The organism is Streptomyces sp. NPDC025638, from assembly GCF_055558775.1.
In genome coordinates this window covers 291654-308648 of the sequence record NZ_JBVHLX010000009.1, presented here as the reverse complement: position 1 = coordinate 308648, position 16995 = coordinate 291654, and the positions used below count along the sequence as shown (strand labels likewise).

15 protein-coding genes are annotated in these 16995 nt (G+C 69.4%); 9 read left to right on the top strand and 6 right to left on the bottom strand.

All coding sequences use genetic code 11. The features are described from left to right. Window positions 1–16: 16 nt before the first annotated feature. The 3 genes from ACZ4EG_RS24555 to ACZ4EG_RS24545 all read right to left on the bottom strand — a co-directional run bounded on the left by ACZ4EG_RS24555 (window position 17) and on the right by ACZ4EG_RS24545 (window position 3759). Window positions 17–1120, bottom strand: coding sequence for a sugar ABC transporter substrate-binding protein (locus ACZ4EG_RS24555; RefSeq protein WP_453549405.1), 1104 nt, complete (start codon window positions 1118–1120; stop codon window positions 17–19). 180 nt (window positions 1121–1300) lie between these two features. Continuing rightward, window positions 1301–1744 carry a roadblock/LC7 domain-containing protein gene (locus ACZ4EG_RS24550; protein WP_453548767.1) on the bottom strand — a complete coding sequence of 148 codons (444 nt, stop codon included), beginning with the start codon at window positions 1742–1744 and terminating at the stop codon, window positions 1301–1303. Further along, complete coding sequence (locus ACZ4EG_RS24545; RefSeq protein WP_467792093.1) at window positions 1741–3759, bottom strand: sensor histidine kinase; 2019 nt, start codon at window positions 3757–3759, stop codon at window positions 1741–1743. Before ACZ4EG_RS24545 ends, ACZ4EG_RS24550 begins: the two co-directional genes overlap by 4 nt. Before the next feature lie 525 nt (window positions 3760–4284). Between ACZ4EG_RS24545 and ACZ4EG_RS24540 the strand changes: the two genes are divergently transcribed. Then, a complete protein-coding gene (locus ACZ4EG_RS24540) occupies window positions 4285–4854 on the top strand; it encodes a DUF1062 domain-containing protein (protein ID WP_453548771.1) in 570 nt (189 codons plus the stop codon). Between the two features lie 307 nt (window positions 4855–5161). On the opposite strand, the gene ACZ4EG_RS24535 is transcribed toward ACZ4EG_RS24540, so the two are convergent. Beyond that, entirely contained in the window at window positions 5162–7627 is a 2466-nt protein-coding gene (locus tag ACZ4EG_RS24535) for a tetratricopeptide repeat protein (RefSeq protein ID WP_467792092.1), read from the bottom strand. Window positions 7628–7810: 183 nt separating this feature from the next. Here ACZ4EG_RS24535 and ACZ4EG_RS24530 point away from each other — a divergent pair, with 183 nt between their 5' ends. Further along, window positions 7811–8266 (top strand): carboxymuconolactone decarboxylase family protein, encoded by a 456-nt coding sequence (locus ACZ4EG_RS24530; RefSeq protein WP_453548776.1) that lies wholly within the window; start codon window positions 7811–7813, stop codon window positions 8264–8266. 149 nt (window positions 8267–8415) lie between these two features. Next, complete coding sequence (locus tag ACZ4EG_RS24525) at window positions 8416–8811, top strand: iron chaperone (protein WP_467792145.1); 396 nt, start codon at window positions 8416–8418, stop codon at window positions 8809–8811. Window positions 8812–9259: 448 nt separating this feature from the next. Here the strand turns inward: ACZ4EG_RS24525 and ACZ4EG_RS24520 are convergent, their stop codons facing one another. After that, on the bottom strand, window positions 9260–9646 hold the full coding sequence (locus tag ACZ4EG_RS24520) for a hypothetical protein (protein ID WP_467792091.1): 387 nt from the start codon (window positions 9644–9646) through the stop codon (window positions 9260–9262). Between the two features lie 31 nt (window positions 9647–9677). After that, on the bottom strand, window positions 9678–10442 hold the full coding sequence (locus ACZ4EG_RS24515) for a GAF domain-containing protein (RefSeq protein WP_453548777.1): 765 nt from the start codon (window positions 10440–10442) through the stop codon (window positions 9678–9680). A gap of 208 nt (window positions 10443–10650) precedes the next feature. Here ACZ4EG_RS24515 and ACZ4EG_RS24510 point away from each other — a divergent pair, with 208 nt between their 5' ends. The 6 genes from ACZ4EG_RS24510 (at window position 10651) to ACZ4EG_RS24485 (ending at window position 16945) form a co-directional block, all read left to right on the top strand. Next, window positions 10651–11073, top strand: coding sequence for a hypothetical protein (locus ACZ4EG_RS24510; protein WP_467792090.1), 423 nt, complete (start codon window positions 10651–10653; stop codon window positions 11071–11073). Window positions 11074–11352: 279 nt separating this feature from the next. Then, on the top strand, window positions 11353–12498 hold the full coding sequence (locus ACZ4EG_RS24505) for a DUF3103 family protein (RefSeq protein ID WP_467792089.1): 1146 nt from the start codon (window positions 11353–11355) through the stop codon (window positions 12496–12498). Between the two features lie 114 nt (window positions 12499–12612). Then, complete coding sequence (locus ACZ4EG_RS24500) at window positions 12613–13728, top strand: barstar family protein (protein ID WP_467792088.1); 1116 nt, start codon at window positions 12613–12615, stop codon at window positions 13726–13728. A 251-nt stretch (window positions 13729–13979) separates the two neighbouring features. Continuing rightward, complete coding sequence (locus ACZ4EG_RS24495; protein ID WP_453548788.1) at window positions 13980–14678, top strand: histidine phosphatase family protein; 699 nt, start codon at window positions 13980–13982, stop codon at window positions 14676–14678. A 108-nt stretch (window positions 14679–14786) separates the two neighbouring features. Beyond that, entirely contained in the window at window positions 14787–15485 is a 699-nt protein-coding gene (locus ACZ4EG_RS24490; protein WP_390708027.1) for a response regulator transcription factor, read from the top strand. Beyond that, window positions 15482–16945: an ATP-binding protein gene (locus ACZ4EG_RS24485; RefSeq protein ID WP_453548791.1), complete on the top strand. Its 1464-nt coding sequence runs from the start codon at window positions 15482–15484 to the stop codon at window positions 16943–16945. The genes ACZ4EG_RS24490 and ACZ4EG_RS24485 overlap by 4 nt, the downstream gene beginning before the upstream one ends. The last annotated feature ends 50 nt before the right edge of the window (window positions 16946–16995 follow it).

Genomic DNA, 16995 nt, shown 5'->3' with positions numbered 1-16995 from the left:
GAGTCACGCCTGGCGGCTACTTCAACCCGATGGCCGCGCAATCCGCCGCGTAGGCCGCCGTGCAGATCTGCCGGACGGTGTAGACGTTGTCCGCGATCACCGTCTCCTTGATCTTGTCCTTCGTGAGGGAGACCACCGGCACGAGCATCGCGGGGATGTGCTTCTTCGTCGGGCTGTCGACCGTGTCGCGAGTCAGCGCGTCGAAGGCGATGTCACGGCCCTGGACCTTGTTCACCGCCATCTCCGCGGCGTAGTTGGCCTCGTCCAGGAACGGCTTGTACACGGTCATGTACTGCTCACCGGCGACGATCCGCTGCACCGCGTCCAGGTTCGCGTCCTGCCCGGTCACCGGCGGGATTTTGGTCGCGCCCGATTCCTTCAACGCGTCGATGACAGCGGCGGCCATGCCGTCGTTCGCCGAGTAGACGGCGGCGATGTGGTCCAGGCCCACCGCCTTGATCGCCTGCTTCATGTGCGCCTTGGCGACCGCGGGCGACCACTTGTCGGTGTCGTACCGCTCGACGATGTCGACCTTGCCCTGGAGCTCGCCGAGCGCGCCCTTCTCGAACTGCGCGGTGTTCGGGTCGGCGGGATCGCCGTTCATCATGACGACCTTGCTGTTCACCCCCTTCGAGGCGAGTGCCTCGGTGATCGCGCGGCCCTGCACCTGGCCGACGAGTTCGTTGTCATGGGAGACATACGCGTCGATGGGACCCTGCGCCAGACGGTCGTACGCAATGACGGGTATGCCTGCGTTCTTCGACTTCTGCACGTCCGGTGCGATGCGCTTGGCGTCCACGGCGTCCACCAGGATGACGTCGACCTTCTCATCCACCATCTGCTGGAACTGCTGACTCTGCTTGGCCACGCTCGCCCCGGCGTTGGCGTAGAGGACCTTCCCCTTGTCGCGCGTGAGCGAGGCGACTTCCTTCTTGATGATCGGGTAGTCGAACTTCTCGAAGCGCGCCGTGTCCCGGTCGGGCAGGAGCAGCCCCACGGTGATGTCATCGCGCGCCGGGGCTGCGGAGCCGCCGCCCCCGCCGCTCCCACCGATGGCTCCGCACGCGGAAAGTGAAAGTGCGGAAGAGAAAGCGGTCAGAGCTGTGGCAGTACGGCGCACAGCGGTCCCGCGGATGGTACGAGTATTCACGTCAGGGGGGTGCCTTCCGGACCAGGGAGCCTCGTCGCGTCCCGAGTGGCCGTTAGCCAAGCGGTGAATGATGTGACACGTCAAGATGTTGTCGTAACAAATTCACCGCCGCGCGCGGTTACCGGTCAGTCACCCGTCCAACAGTGCCGGTCACATGTGCGGTGTGTGCTGCAGGAGTCCCGGGGCCAGGGGAGCGGCGTTGAGCTCGCGTACCAACTGCGGGGTGAGCAGTTCGCCGACGCGGTCGGCGAGGACGGCCATCTCATAGCCGACCAGGCCGACGTCACACCCCTCCGCGGCGAGGACGCCGAGGCAGCTGCCGTCACGGATGCGACCGACCATGAGGAAGCCTCCGAGCATTTCGATCATGACGAGTTTCATGCCGTGGAAGCCATGTGCCGTCGCCGCGTTCTGGGCGAGGCTGGTGATGCCGGAGACAACGGCGGCCAGGTGATCGGCGCTGTCTCGGCCAAGGCTCTCCGAGGCGGCCATGAGCAGCCCGTCGGAGGAGACGGCGACGGCTGCCGTGACGCCGTCGGCGGTGCGTACGAATTCCGAGATGAGCCACCCGAAATTCTGGACGGCTGTGGTCACGATGACGCTCCTTGTGTACTTCGGGCCTCGGCACGGGCGACACCTGCTCGAAAACCGTTGAGCAGGGAGGAGACAGCGGGCCTGGCGGGCGGTGGTGTGGTGGAGGAGCCCTCCGCGGGGGCGAGAAGGCGCCGGGGAAGGGCAAGGAGGGCGGACAGGCCGCCACCGGTGGTGTCGAAGAGGTGGACTTGGACGCCTTCACCGAGGCGGTGGGCGAGTCGGCCGACGACGAGGTGGCCGAGGAACCGGGTGGGCGCGGTGAGGAGGGCCTCCTCGCCGGCGTCGCAGAGGCGGGCGTTGGCGCGTTCCTTGTCGGCTTCGGACATCCCGATGCCGTGGTCGACGACGGCGAAGCAGTAGCTGTCGTCCTCGGTGTCGTACCAGCCGTGCACCTCGACCGGTTCGTTCGGCGGCGAGAAGGTCAGCCCGTTCTCGATGAGTTCGGCGAGGAGGTGGGCGACATCGGCGACGGCGTGCCCGCGCACCCGCACCGGCTCCACGGGCGCGATCAGGACCCGCCGGTAGTGCTCCACCTCGGCGACGGCGGACTGGACGACTTCCAGGCCGTCGACGGGCGCGGCAGTGGGCCGCGGCGGATTCTGCCCGGCCAGGATCAGCAGGCTTTCGGCGTTGCGCCGCATACGGGTGGCGAGGTGATCGAGCTCGAAGAGTTCGGCGAGGGCGTCCGGGTCCAGTTCCTGCCGCTCCAGCCTGGTGATGAGGCTGAGCTGACGACGTACGAGGTTCTGGTTGCGGCGGCCGAGATTGGCGAGCGATTCGGTGGTGTTGCGGCGCAGGCCGGCCTGCTGGGCGGCCAGTTGGAGGGCGGTGTGTTCCACCTGGTGCAGGGAGGTTGCGACCTCGGCGATCTCTGCCGCCCCGCCCAGCAACCGTGCGTCGGTCTCGTCCGGCGCGTCGGCTGTCGGGAGCAACTCACCATGGTCCTGCGGGGCTTGCTGGATGCGGGCGACGGTCGTCGGCAGCCGGTGCCGCGCCACGTCGTGGGCGGCCTCGGCGAGGGCGCCTAGTGGGCGGGTGAGGGAACGAGAAGCGAATGCGGCGAGGCCCGCGAGAAGGGTGGCGATGAGCGCGCCCGCGAGGAGATAGACGGCGAGACCGATCTCGGCGTTGTGACTGAGCTGTTCGGCCCGGTGACTTGCGTCGTCGCCGATCGACTGCTGGACGGCGTACAGGTCGTCGACGAGTACGGTCATCGCATCCCACCAGGCGCCCGCGTCCGCGCGCAGTGGCGAGCTGTCCGCGGCGCCTTCCGCCCGGCTCTCGTAGGCGGTGGCGCGTTGGGCCTCCGCGGTGCCGAAGGCCTTGTTCAGAGCCGCGCGCTGCGGTGCGGTGGCGTACTGCCGGAAGCGGGCGAGGGCGGCGACGCGCGTGGCCCGTATCTCGGTGAAGGTGAGGTACTCGCGGCCGTGAAAGCCACGAGCGGCGAACACGCCGTTGAGGAAGCCGCGTTCGAGAGCGACCGACTCCTTGGCAGCGGCGAGTTCCCGCATCGCCGCCAGTGCGTCGCGCAGTTGACGATCGGCACCGGTCGCGGTCTCTGCCACCGGGTCGACGGAGTTGAGGGCGTCCACGGCGTTGGTGTAGAAGGCCAGGGTCGCGGCCCGGGCCGCGGTGTCCGTCTCCGCGGTGTCCTTCTTCCTGGTGTTCGTCTCCGCACTGCCCCTGTCGACGGCCGCCCGGATGCCGTCGAGGCGCTGCAAGTGCCGCTGGAGAACTGCCTCGACGGCGCCTTCGCTGTGCATTCCACGAAGCGCTGTGTCAACGCGCTTGCGGGTGGCGGCGAGCGCGGGGCGAAACTCCCTCTCCCCTCCCAGCAGACCGTTGCTCAGGCCGCGTTCGCGTTGCAGCTGATGGACAAGGGCCTGGATGCGCAGGCTGAGGCCGACCTCGGAACGGGTCGCCCGGGCATCGCCGAGGGCCTCGGCGCGACCCTGTACGGCGAGCCCGGCCACCGCCAGCAGCAGACAGATCGGGACCGTGATGACCACCGCCACACGGCCCCGGATACTTCGCCAGCCGGGCATCGGCCGCCGGCCCTGAGACGTTCCGGCAGTGCGGCGGCGCGCTGAACTGCCCTTGCCCAAAGCGCCCTTGCCGACGGCGCCGAGCCTACCGAGCGCCGACCGTAACGGCGTGCACACGTTCATGTTCACGAAGCTAGTCCGACCGCCGTAGCAGCCGGTTTCCGACCTGTAAGGCCGTGTGGGAGATTCAATTGCGCCGCCCTCACACCCGGGGCAACGGGGGTGTGACCGTGATCGATGGTGAGGCGCTGCCAGGGCACGGCGGCGGGCCGGCAGAAAAGGAGTTGCCTGCGGGCGGCATCCTCGCCCATGATCGCCCGCATGGATCTGTAACGACTGCCACGTACCCACAGTCAACCTGTCGCGCGATCGAGCTCGGAGCCTGACGACTCGGCCCCCGAGGCGGTAACCGCGCCCTCGTGTGCAACCACCAGATCCCGGGAGCCGCGGCTTGGCCCGCGAGAGCTCCTGCTGAGCCAGAAATCAACCACATCCATGAATATCGACCGCAAGGCCCTGTGGGCCGTTCGTCAGTCCGCCCTGCCCATGGTCGTGCGACCCTGCCTGAACTGCTCGGGGACGCGTCACCATCCGTCGGGCAAGATCCGCGTCAACGCGAACGGCAAGCTCCTCGACGTCTGGCTGCTCCTGCACTGCGCGGTGTGCGCCCGAACCTCGAAGGTGCCCGTCCACGAACGCGTTCACGTGTCGTCGCTGGAACCCGCCCGCCGGGTGGCGTACGAGACCAACGACCCGGCCGCGGTGCGGGAGCTCGCGATGAGCGCGTCGCTCGCCGCGAAGAACGGATACCGCCTCGACTGGACCGGTACGTGGGAACTGGAGACGGACACGTCCTTCTCCGCACTCCACGACCCGACACCGCTCAAGGTACTGATCTGCTTCGAGGTGCCTGCACCGGTCCGCGTCGAGCGAGTGCTGATGCTCGGGCTCGGTCTCAGTCGTACTGAGGTACGGCGCATGGTTGCGGACGGGCGAATCCACCTGCCACTGACTCCAGGCGCCAAGACCCATCAGGACTTCGAGCTCACCATTGACCGCCCCTGAGGTACAGATGCAGGACATAGAGTGGCTCAACCGGATCAGCGTCATCGCCGCCGCCCTGGCCCGCCGCCCCGACACGGTCTGGGTGGACGTCCTCGGCGGCGGGGACGAAATCTGCACCATCCTCCCGTGCCTGGAGGGGCCGGACGCACGCAACAAACTGCTTTTCGCCGCCGGCTGGAGGCACTGGTGGGCGGCCAGGTCATCAGGCTGGCGACCGAAGCCGATCTCGCCCGGCCGGGCATCCGCGCCGAGGCACTCCTGTGGGTCACCGTCGCACCCGGAGGACTGGAGGAGACGGGCCGGCAGCTCAGCCGCCACCCACAGTTTCAGTGTCGAGCTGCTCCAAGACGGCCTGCCCCGCGGCACGGTGCTCGGCGGCCCCAGCCGGATCCGTCTCGTCGAGCACGATCGCGATGCCTTCGTGGGCCAGCGCTTCCGCGTACCGGTTTCCCAGCCCGGGGGCCAGTTCCAGTGCCTGTCGGTGCAGCCGAAGTGCCTCTTCGGGCAGGCCCGCCAGTCGGCAGGTCTCGCCGTAGCCGTTGAGGAAATGGATCTTCCAGTGTTCCTCGAACAACTCGTCCAGCAGCGCGAACGCCTCGCGGTGGCTGGCGAGAGCCTCCTCGTACCGGCCCATCTGCCGCAGCGCGACACCCAGGCAGTTGAGGCACCACGCCTGGTTGTGCAGATGCCCGTCGTCGCGGGACAGCGCCAGCGCCCGGTGCAGGTGCTCCGCCGCCTCGTCGGGATTCTCGTGGGCGATGGCAACGCCGAGCGTGATCCGGGCCGTCAGAGCGGGCGGCCACGCGGGGTCGGTGTGCGGGATGCCCAGCACCTCCCCGGCCCGCCGAGCCGCCTCCTCACGGTGTCCCAGCTGCAGCATCGCCCAGGCCTCCGAGGCGGCCGCGTGGGCGGCCTCCGTCGGGCAACCGGCCTTCTCGTACAGCTTGGCTGCCAGCCGGAAGAGTTCGAGCGGCTCCTCGACGTGCCCCGTGTCCCAGTTCAGATAGCCGCGTCGTACGGCCAGTTCGGCCTCCGCCCGCTCGTTCCCCGTCTGGGCCACCCGGAGTCCGGCCGCCTCGTACGCGGACGCGGCCTCCGCCATCCGGCCCGCGTTGTACCGAGCGAAGCCCAGATCGCTGTGTGCCTCGGCCAGTTGCAGCGGATCGCCCAGTCGCTCCGCGGCGGCAAGCGACCGCTCGAAGAGAACGTTGAGATGGGTCGTGCCGCAGCGTCGCGCGAAGTACGTCCGCAAGAAGCGCGGCAGCTCGCACACATGCACGTCGGCCCCGACGGCGGCTGCCGTCTCGAACGCGGCCATCAGGTTGCCGTACTCCGTCACGAGCCAGGCGAAGGCCGCGTTCTTGTCCGTGAAGCGCGGCAACTCGGCCGGGGGTCGGCCCGCGGAGACCGTGCGGCCGGGCGACAGGAACGGCATCGCGGCATCGGCGGCGGCCGCCGCGTGCACGTAGTAGTCGAGCACTCGGCCCAACGCCCGTTCCCGCTCGGCCGCCGAGTCCTGTTCGGCCGCGGCCCGGCGCGCGTGCTGGTGCACCAGGTTGTGCAGCCGGTAGCGGCCCGCCGTCGGCTGCTGGACGAGGTGCGCGTCCAGCAGGTCCTCCAGGATGGCCCGGGCGCTGCGCAGCGGCACGTCCGCCAGCGCCGCAGCCACGTACTCGTCGAAGGACTCGCCGGGGATCAGGCCCAGCATCCGGAAGACACGCGCCTGGGACCGGTTCAGCTGCCGTACAGACATGGCGAGCGCGGTGTCGAACTCGCTCGCGCCCTCGGCCATCCGCTCGACGAGGATGCCCACGGTCCAGCCCGGCCGGTGCCGCAGCCGTGCCGCGGCCAGCCGTAGGGCCAGCGGCAGATGCCCGCACAGCCGCAGGACCTCGGCGGCGGACTCCGGATCGCGGGCCAGCCTGCCCTCGGGGTCGCCCGGATCGCCGCTGGCGCGAACCAGCAGCTGCGCGCTCTCCTGCGGGGTCAGCACGTCGAGCGAGACCGGAGGCACCTCGTCCAGGCCGAGGAGCCGGTTTCGGCTGGTGATGAGGGCGACGGAGTCGCCGGCGCCGGGCAGCAGCGGGCGGACCTGGTCGGCGTCCGCGGCGTTGTCGAGGACCACGACGACCCGCCGACGGGCCAGTTCCGACCGCCAGCAGGCGGCCAGTTGCTCGATGCCCTCCTGCGGGACCCTCTCTGACGGGACGTCGAGTGCGCCGAGCAGCATCCGCAGCGCGGAGTCGGGGTCGAGCGGGGGGCGGCCCTCGGTGAACCCGTGCAGATCCACATAGAGCTGGGCGTCGGGGAAGTCGGCGGCAAGCCGGTGCGCGGCGTGCACCGCCAGACAGGTCTTGCCGACGCCCGCCATGCCGTCGACGGAGACCGCCCGATGGCTCTCGACCGCGGCGAACACGGCGGCGAGCCGCTCCTCGCGTCCGGTGAAGTCCGGTACGTCGCGCGGCAGATCGTTGCGGGGCACGGTACGGACCTGGCGGCTGCTCTTCGGGGGCGCCGGCAAGGGGTTCGAGGTCCGTTCCCACAGCGGACGCAGCGGGCGGGGGTCGCGCTTGACGAGGCGGCAGAGGGCGACGACCGCGGGCCAGGGCGGCACGGTCTGCCCGTTGAGGTAGCGCGACAGGGACGAGGAGCTGAGGCCGGAGTCCCGTGCCAGAGCCCGTACGCCGAGCCCGGACAGTTCCTGGAGCAGGCGCAGCCGGGCCGCCAACTCGTCCTGCGGATCGGCCTTCGCCGTCCCTTCCTGCGCGTCCACCGTTGTCCCCCCGCCTTTCCGTCCCGTCGCGGCAGAAGTCTTGCCAGCCAACTCGCCGCTGGTCAAGGCCGTTTCAGCTGTCCCACGGTGTCCCACCGCCGTGGTCGTGGCAGACGGGCTCGGCTGTCATGGAGTCATGCCCCGGGGGAACGGGGCGCCGACCCGGAAGAGGAGCAGACCGAAATGCAGTCCCGTATGCGGAACCCCGCCGTCGTACTGTCCGGTGCGATGCAGCCCATCCAGGAGATCCTCAAGGCCGCGCACTCCGGTGGAGTGGACCGGCAGACGCTGGAGCTGCTCCATCTGCGTGTCAGCCAGATCAACGGCTGCAGCGCCTGTGTCGACGGCGGCGCCAGGACGGCCCGCAAGGCCGGAGTGAGCGACGAGCGGCTGGCCACGGTCGCCGCTTGGCGGGAGGCCCCGTACTTCACCGAGGAGGAGCGGGCGGCCCTCGCGCTGGCCGAGGCCGCGACCCGGTTGGCCGACCGTCCCGACCCGGTGAGCGACGAGGTCTGGGACACGGCCGCCACCTACTTCGACGAGAAGCAACTGGCCGCGATCGTCCTGGTGATCGGCGTCACCAACCTGTTCAACCGGCTCAACGCCACGACCCGCCAGATCGCCGGCGCGTGGGGATGACCTGGGCCGCGCCACCTCTCCAGCATGAAGATGTACCCATTCAATCCGCTCAACGTGAGGAAACCGCTGTGAAGGACGTAGAGAAGAAGAGCACCGCCGTCGCTGCCGACAGGTCGTCCGAGCGGTTCACGGACGAGGAGCGGGCGGCGATGAAGGAGCGGGCCAAGGAGCTGAAGGCATCCGCGCGACGCGGATCGCGTGCGGACAAGGCGGCCGAGGAGGAGGCCGCGGTGCTCGCGAAGATCGCCGAGATGCAGGACTCGGACCGGGCCATGGCCGAACGGATCCATGCCGTCGTCAAGGCGAGCGCGCCGGAACTCGCGCCGAAGCTCTGGTACGGGATGCCCGCGTACGCCAAGGACGGCAAGGTCGTCTGCTTCTTCCAGAGCGCTGAGAAGTTCAACGCGAGGTACGCGACGTTCGGCTTCAGCGACAAGGCGAACCTCGACGAAGGCGCCATGTGGCCGGCCTCCTACGCCCTGAAGGAGCTGACCGCCGCGGACGAGGCGAGGATCGGCGAGCTGGTGAAGAAGGCGGTGAACTGAGGCGGTACAACCGTTCCGCCCCGGGTGTGGCGGTGGGCTGTTTCGAGGGGTTTCCGGGTCGGTGCGATACGTCGCCTGGAGCCCGGGTCGAGGAGGGAACGTCGTCGCAGGACCACCGCCCGACGTTCCCGGCAGGCGCCCCTCCCTGTCGCGGAGCTCGCCTGTGCGAATCTCCGCGAGGCTGCGGTGTGCTCCGCGGCCGAGGCTGTAGATCCGCAGTCGCCCGCATCCGTGATCGGTGGCCGGGAACGGTTGGTCTGGTGGCGCAACCGCAGCTGTTCACTGCCTTCGGCCTTCCCCTCGGCGGGTGTCGCGGACGTCCACGGCCTGCTTCGTCCCGTCACCGTGCTCGTACCGTGGATCGGCGGTTCACCTGTGTGGGCCGACCACCCCGTGGCAGCCCTTGATCTGACGACTGAGCGCGACACCCTTGCGCTCCAGCCGGAGGCTACCGTCCAGAACTGCGGAGGCGATCCCGGGCCTCACGTCGAAACGTCTCGATAAGTGCCCCCACGGCAATCAGAACGATCGCTCCGGGTACCAGAGCCCACACTCCCTGCCGTGCCCCGACAAATGCAGCCACCACAGCCGCGGTGATTGATGCGGCGAGAAGAGCCGTCTTGTCTCCCGGACCGCCTTGCGAGGCCACGGCCATTCGCTGCGCCACGACGCGACGCGCCTGCAACGCAGCCGAGCGCTCCCACAGATCACGGCGCGCTTCACCGTTATAGCGCGACAAGATCTCATCGGCGTACTCCGGATTGGAAAGAAGAACCTCAAGCAGTTCCAGTTCGTCGTCTGGACGCGGTTCTCCACGCCTGAACCTGCCTTGCATCTAACCCCTCCAGCTATTGAATAGGCGAATGCTAAGGATGCTCAATTGAGGCCCCCAATAGGTTCGCCAGAACCCGCAGGAGGTTCTGGTGGGAGGCATCCAGACTGCCGGCTTTCGGAGCATCGACGATGAGAACCCCTTTGGGTGTGCCGGCCACCTTGACCGAAACCGCAGCGAGCGTTTGATACCCACTTCCAGGCGTGGGCTTGATATCGGGGTCATCCTTGATGTTCGTGGGTGGATACTCACCGCCGACCTTTACCAGGTCGATCAGGGCGACATTACCCGGCTTGCTCGGGTCGTAATCAAATTCGCTCCGCGGTGGATTGGGGCGACCCCGGTAGTCCAGTATATTGAGTTTATTTGATGCGGCATCCAGCTCGTAGTAGACGCATCGCGAGTCTGCACTGATACCCATGACCGCGGCCTCCAGGGTGGAGGTCAGTATCTGCCCCTTCGCACGATTCTTATCGGCATCGTGCGCCCGCACGCCTGCGTCGATCAATTCACCCATGTGCCTGGATACGGGATTCAGGCCGGTTTGAAGTGCTCGGGTGAGTTGAGCTGTGGCATCTTCGGCCACCCGGACGGCAATCCTCCTGGATCGCTCTGAAATGAGCTGCAGAACAGCGGCACCTGCGGTAAAAGTGACACCGACGCCAATGTAGAATGATTGGTCGGAATTGGATTTGGAGTTTCCGGCCAACGTTCCGTAGTAATAGGCGCCCGTGGCAAAGGCTACGGTGAAGAGAGATAATAGTCCACGAAGCGCCTTGCCCCACCATCCGCTGTTCATACGCCCCCCGATATTGAATGTGCAGAGCCGTTACGGCGTCTCAATCTCTACTCGACCGCGACGGGTCCCGGCCCGTCGGACCCAGACTGGCCCACCCCCGGACTCGCCTGTGATTCGTTGCGTCCTGTTGTTACCCATCGGTGACGGTACGTGAAACGGGGCGGACCCCGCGCCCTGGAAGGGATCTGATGCGTTACGGTGCCGCATCGTGAGTACGGACATCCACGGCGGCATCGAGTTTCGTCACCCCGGCGTCGACACCGACTACTACGAGGGCGAGCCGTGGGTGGCCGCCATGGACCTTTGGCCGCTGTATGACGAGACCGACTACGCGGCCTTCGGCTGTCTCTTCGGAGTGCGCAACTACGCGGGCTTCCAACCGCTCGCACCGGACCGCGGCCTTCCCGTCGATCTGTCGAGCGGCATGCGTGCGAAGCTGGGGCCCTGGGTTGCGGGGGGCGACCTGTACGGCGCGAGCTGGGTCAGCTGGGCGGAACTCGCTTCGCCTCACCGACGAATTGGCGCTGTCCTGGGACCTGAAACGCACTGGCCACACGTCTTCGCCGTGATGAAGGCCCTGGCAGGCCGCTTCGGTGATGACGGCGTGCGCCTGGTCGTCGCGTTCGACTGACCCCGCACAGCCTCTCATCCGTCTGCGCGCCGATCGTGCCCCGGCGTTCCGCTGCGACGGCACCACGCGCGCCGTCATGATCTTCGTCGTGGAGCCGGTCCGAAGCCGCGTGTCCGCTTCCTTCGGACGCCCAACTGGAGCCTGTGGATGGAGGATTGACGGGCCGTTCGCGCGGCTGCTTCACTGATGCCGCTGTGGCTGAGCCACTCACCCACTGATCCGCCGCTGAATTGAGTTGTCATGTGCAAAACATTGCATCCCCAGTGAAGGGAGATCACGATGCGTAGAGCACGCAGGAGACGCAACGCACTGATCGGCGTGATGTTGTCCGCCGTCGTCATCGGAACCGCCCAACCCGCGGTCGCCTCCGCGCCGGCAGAGCGCGGGCCCCGACACGCAGCCGCCCCGCAGTCCTCGGTCCGTGGAGTCGAGGAGGCGATCGCACGTTCGCTCGCGTCCTCGCTGTCGCACTCCGCATGGCGCGCACAGGTGCGTGCGGCCGCTGTGAGCACGGATGAGGTGGACCTCCAGGCACTCACCGACCAGGCCGGCAGCCCCGCTGGAGCGCGGCTGCAATCGTCGGTGTCCGGCGCGAACCGGCAGGTCGCAGGCCTCAAGGGGCTTCCCGCGTCGATCGGTTCGCTGCTCCGCATACGCCTGGGTGCGCCCTCCATGCGCCCACGTCTGAGCGCTGACGTCACCCCCTGGGTCGCCGTCGCCGCCTCCGACGACCACGCCAGGGTGATCACGGCCTACGACAGCCTGGGCCGTCGTCATTCCGTGGACGCGACACACGTACCCGAATTCCCCCTGTACGTCGTGGACATCGACGCCGCCAAGGCGCACCGGGCCGGTCTGCGGGTGCTCTCGAAGGCCCTCGCCGACAACGGCCTCGGTGCGCCGCAGGCCGGGCGCGCGAACGCGGCCGCAGCGGCGGGCTGGTGGGCCACCAAGGTCACCGCGGTCGAGGTGAACGACGATCAGGAGCCCTGGTTCAAGGGTGCGGCTGAGATGTTCTCGCTCGTGACCGGCTTCGGGCAGGACGGCAAGGCGCGCGTCGACTCGGTCGACATGCCGTACCTGGACTACGACGGCAAGGTGTATTACCCGAACCAGATCCTGGTCAACTGGTCGAACTACAAGTACAACCTGGCGGACGTCGTCATGATGGAGGACGACGACGGCACCAACTACAAGTCGCTCGCCCAGGCCCTCACCACGGCCCTGCTCACCATCACCGACCAGGGCACCTACATCCCGCTGGTGAACGCGGTACTGGCGGCGATGCCCGACTCCTGGTTCACCGACGACCCCGACTATGTGGAGTCGTGGTACACCCTGTCCAAGAACTCCTCCGGTCGTCTCAACGGGGCTGCCGGCAACGGCTGGATGACCGTCGATCCCTACTTCGTCGAACAGTTCTGAGCTGTCGCCGGTCGCCGCCCACATCGCCCGGGCCGCGACCGGCTCGCCGGTCTTCACCGCGAGCAATGCGAGCACTGCGAGAAAAGGGCTTCGCCGTCGATTCCCGCTCCAGGCATGATTCCCACCGTGCATGAGGACCGGGACCATCGCGGACGGGCGCGATACACACTGACGGACACCGAGAACGGACACATCTGGGGCGTGTGCTCCGAAGCGGACGGACTGTTCGGGTCCCCGCGGCGCGGGACGTACGAACTGTTCGACTGGGTTCCGGAACCGGAAGAGGCCGAGGTGCGTGGCTGGGTCGGCAGCCGGGTGTGGCTGGTGCCGGAGGACCGTGAATCCGAGCCCTGGCTCCTCCAAGACGCGGAGAGCCTCGGACGTCACCCCGGCACGGACGGCCTCGTCGTGACCGGCCTGGACGACTACGAAGGCCCGCCCGAGGGCCACCGGGGCGTGGTCCGGGTGCACGACGAGTACCGGTGGCTGGGCTCGTGCCGGGAGTTCGCCCGCGTCCTGCCGCCCGAGCGGGACGCGCCCCCGCTCGTCCTGCGGGGGCTCGCACCAGATGAACGACTGCGGCAGGCACTGTCGAAGGGCACCCGGCGGGCGTTTGACCTGGAGCAGGCAGCCCTGGAGATACGGGACGACCGGGGTGAGCCGCTCACCGAAACGCTGCTGTGGACCAAAGTCAGCGCCTGGCGTCCCTCGGCCTACGGGACGGATCCGGAGACGGAGCTGATCGACCTGGAGCTGGACGGAAAACTCTTCACGCCCGTCCCGGAATATGTACGGCCCTTGTGGGAACGGTGGTTCTCCGGGCCGCCGGACACCCCCGGCGCCTGGGCCGAACTCGACACCCGGCGGCGCGGGGCCTGGCTCGACCTCGTCCGGGACAGGGCCTGCCGGCGCGCGCACCGCGACCGGCCGTCCGGCCACCCCTACGAGCTCGACGGCCGGCACATCACCGATGTACCCGGCCTCTACCTGGCACTCGGTGAGGCGGTGAACGGCCCGGGTGGCTACTTCGGTGGCTGTCCGGCCGCTGTCGACGACTGCCTGCGTGGCACCTTCGGCTACACAGCCCCCGGGGTCCTGCTCTGGCGCGACGCCGCGGCCGCGCGCAAGCTCCTCTCCCGAATCCTGACGCCGGACGGCCGACCCTACGACCTGTTCACCGAGACCCTCGATGCCCTGACCCGTGGCGGTATGCACGTCACCCTGAGGTGATATGGGTGCGACGCATGGTTACTGCGCGGTGAAGCCGAGCCGGTGGGCCGAGCAAATCCGGTGGCGTGTGCCGGCCGAGTCCGGCCGGTTGGCGGGGGAGTGCCAGCCGGTTGACGGGTCGGTTCCGGACACCCGCCGGATGTCGCACCGGGCGCCTTCCACCCGACCCTGGAGTTCATGAGTGGTCGGTCCTGGGACACGCCCTGATCGTCCCGGACCGACCGTGCCGGGCCAAGGAGGAGGTCCGTCCTATGACGATCCGCCTGACGTTTCTGTGTGCGCCCGGCGGTGACGCCACCCTGGATGCACTTCTCGGTGACGCTCCCCTGAACGAGCGCGGCCTGCGTGAGGCAGGCGCCGCCCGAGCAGCACTCGCTCCCCACGGGCGGGCCCTGCGAGGGCCCTCGCTGCGCTGCCTGCAGACCGCCGACGCCCTCGGCCTGACGGCAGCGTGCGAGCCGGCACTGCGCGACGTCGACCTCGGCAAGTGGGGCGGCCGTACCGTCGACGACATCGCCGCGACCGATCCGCACGGTCTGACCGCCTGGCTCACGGACCCGGATGCCGCACCACACGGCGGTGAGTCCGTACTACAGCTCTGTCGCCGTACGGCGAACTGGCTGAGCGGCGTGGCGCCGGGCACGGACCGTGCCGTGGCCGTCACCGAAGCAGCCGTCGTCCGGGCCGCCCTCATCCATGCCCTGGCCATACCGGCGCGAGCCTTCTGGTATCTCGCTGTGCCGCCCCTGTCCGCGATCTCCCTCACGCGGCGAGGCGGCTGCTGGGACGTCCGACTCGACTCCCTTACCGTGCGACTGGGCAGGCGATGGGTGCTCTCGCAATCGGGGACTCCGTCGCACCCCGTTGGCGATCTGCTGTCGCCCACCCACCTGGTCGGCGTGAATCGATCGGGATCGGTTCGCGAAACGCTCTTCGTCAGCTGTGGGTAGGCCGAGGCTGCCGACGTACAGAAGAAGCGCCGTACGCTGACCCCGCGCTGTCGGCGGACGGGAGAAGCCTCGCCGGGCGGGCGCTGACTGCGGGCGAGGGAGGCGCGCATGGGCGGGGCGACACCCCCGGGGACTGTCCTGGTCGTGGACGACGACGCGGCCATCCGGCGGTCGCTGGAGCGCGGGCTGCGGCTGAGCGGCTTTGCCGTCCGCACCGCACCCGACGGGCTCGGCGCGCTCGCCGCCGTCGCGGACGGTCCGCCCGACGTGCTGGTCCTCGACGTGTCGATGCCCGGCATGAGCGGCATCGAGGTGTGCGCGCGGCTGCGCGCCGACGGCCGGGATCTGCCGGTGCTCATGCTCTCCGCGCTCGACGAGACCGCCGACCGGATAGCCGGGCTGCAGGCCGGAGGCGACGACTACCTGGTCAAGCCGTTCGCCCTGCAGGAACTGGTGCTGCGGCTGCGTGCGCTGCTGCGCCGCCGGCCGCCCGCCGTCCCGGAACAGGTGTTGCGGGTGGCGGACCTGCTGATCGACCCCGCCGCCCGCACCGTACGGCGGGGCGGACGCCCGCTCGACCTCACACGGCGCGAATTCGAGTTGCTGGAGGTGCTGGCCCGCAACACCGGGCTCGTCCTCACGCGTGACCAGCTGCTGGAGCGGGTGTGGGGTTACGACTTCGACGTGCGCAGCGATGCCGTCGACACGTTCGTCAGCTATCTGCGGCGCAAGCTGGAGGCCGACGGCGCACCGCGGCTGATCCAGACCGTGCGCGGGGTCGGCTTCGTACTGCGGGAGGAGTCGTGAGGCTGTCGGCGCGGATCGGACTCGCGGTGGGCTGCACGGTGCCGTTGCTGGTGCTGGCCTCCGGATGGCTGCTTCTCCAGCTCGTCGCCCGCGATCTGCACCGCGCCGAGGACGATCATCTACGGGAACGGGCGGCGGCCGTGGTGCCCGACGCCAGGGCGCTGCTGCGGGCCGGGGCGGCCGACCGGCCCAGGGCGACGGACACCCGTGAACGTGCCCTCTACAGCGCGGCGCTCGACCTGGGCGTGCGGGTGGTGGGACCGGACGGCACCTTCAGCGGCGGACCGCAGCCCGCGCCCGACGTACGGCTGCCCGCGCGCACCGGCACACCGGTCACCGTGCGTGCCGACGGCGACAGCTGGCGGGTGCTGGCCCGCCGGGTACGTACGCCGCTCGCCTCCGGCACGCTGTGGGTGTTCGCGCCGGACACCGCCGACCGGGGCCGGCAGCGGCTGGTCCGGCGCCGGGTGCTGGTCACCACTCTGCTCGCGGCGCCCCTGTCCGGCCTGCTGGCCTGGGGCGTGTCCGCGAGTGCCGCCGCGCCGCTGCGGAGGCTGACCCGCAGCACCGCGGGACTGGACCCGCGTACCGACCGTGCCCGGCCGCCACTGGAGCGGTCCGGAGTCACCGAGGTCGACGACCTGGCCGCCACCGTGCGTACCGTGCTGGCCCGCTATGACGAGCAGGCCGCCCGTACCGGCGAGGCGCTGGACACGGCCCGCTCCTTCTCGTCGGCCGCCGCCCACGAACTGCGCACTCCGCTGATGAGCATGGGCACCAACCTGGACATCCTGGCCGACCACCCCGAGCTGCCCGAGGCGGACCGCACGGAAGTCGTCGTGGACCTGCGCCGTGAGCACGGCCGCCTGCTGGGCCTGCTGGTGATGTTGCGCGACCTCGGGCGCGGGGACCTGGTGGAGGCGGAGGCGTTCCGCACCGCCGACCTGACGGAGATCGCGGAGGCGGCCGTCGCCGACGCCGGGCGCCGCGTGCCCGGCGCGCGGATCGAGCTGGACGCATTGGCGGGCATCACGGTGCGCGGCTGGGAACCCGGACTGCGGCTGCTGCTGGACAACCTGCTGGCCAACGCCGTGGCACACGGAGCCGACGCGCGAGGGCGGGTGAGCGTGACGGTCGGAATGCGGCGTGCGGGCGAGTGGATCGTGCTCACGGTGGACGACGACGGCCCCGGGGTGCCGGAGCCGGACCGGGAGCGGATCTTCGAACGGTTCCGGCGCGGCCCGGCCGGCGCCGGTTCCGGGCTCGGCCTCACGCTGGTGGCCCAGCAGACCGCGCTGCACCGGGGCAGCGTCACCGTCAGCGACGCACCGGGCGGAACGGGGGCGCGCTTCGAGGTGCGGCTGCCGGCCGCGGCGGGTGAACTGCCCGACCGCCGTGACTGGTTGATCGGAACAGACGGGACATACCGGTCACAGAGTTTCCCCAAAGAGCGCTCATAGCCTGCCGCGGGACGGGCGGCCGAGCGGTCCGTCCGGGAACGGAGGCATGT

What these genes read in the sequence shown, in the direction of transcription:
- ACZ4EG_RS24525 (WP_467792145.1), top strand. Translation starts at nt 8,416, where the DNA reads ATGAAGGAGCGGGCCAAGGAGCTGAAGGCATCCGCGCGACGCGGATCG.
- ACZ4EG_RS24500 (WP_467792088.1), top strand. Translation starts at nt 12,613, where the DNA reads ATGATTCCCACCGTGCATGAGGACCGGGACCATCGCGGACGGGCGCGA.
- ACZ4EG_RS24520 (WP_467792091.1), bottom strand. Translation starts at nt 9,646, where the DNA reads ATGCAAGGCAGGTTCAGGCGTGGAGAACCGCGTCCAGACGACGAACTG.
- ACZ4EG_RS24515 (WP_453548777.1), bottom strand. Translation starts at nt 10,442, where the DNA reads ATGAACAGCGGATGGTGGGGCAAGGCGCTTCGTGGACTATTATCTCTC.
- ACZ4EG_RS24490 (WP_390708027.1), top strand. Translation starts at nt 14,787, where the DNA reads ATGGGCGGGGCGACACCCCCGGGGACTGTCCTGGTCGTGGACGACGAC.
- ACZ4EG_RS24540 (WP_453548771.1), top strand. Translation starts at nt 4,285, where the DNA reads ATGAATATCGACCGCAAGGCCCTGTGGGCCGTTCGTCAGTCCGCCCTG.
- ACZ4EG_RS24505 (WP_467792089.1), top strand. Translation starts at nt 11,353, where the DNA reads ATGCGTAGAGCACGCAGGAGACGCAACGCACTGATCGGCGTGATGTTG.
- ACZ4EG_RS24530 (WP_453548776.1), top strand. Translation starts at nt 7,811, where the DNA reads ATGCAGTCCCGTATGCGGAACCCCGCCGTCGTACTGTCCGGTGCGATG.
- ACZ4EG_RS24495 (WP_453548788.1), top strand. Translation starts at nt 13,980, where the DNA reads ATGACGATCCGCCTGACGTTTCTGTGTGCGCCCGGCGGTGACGCCACC.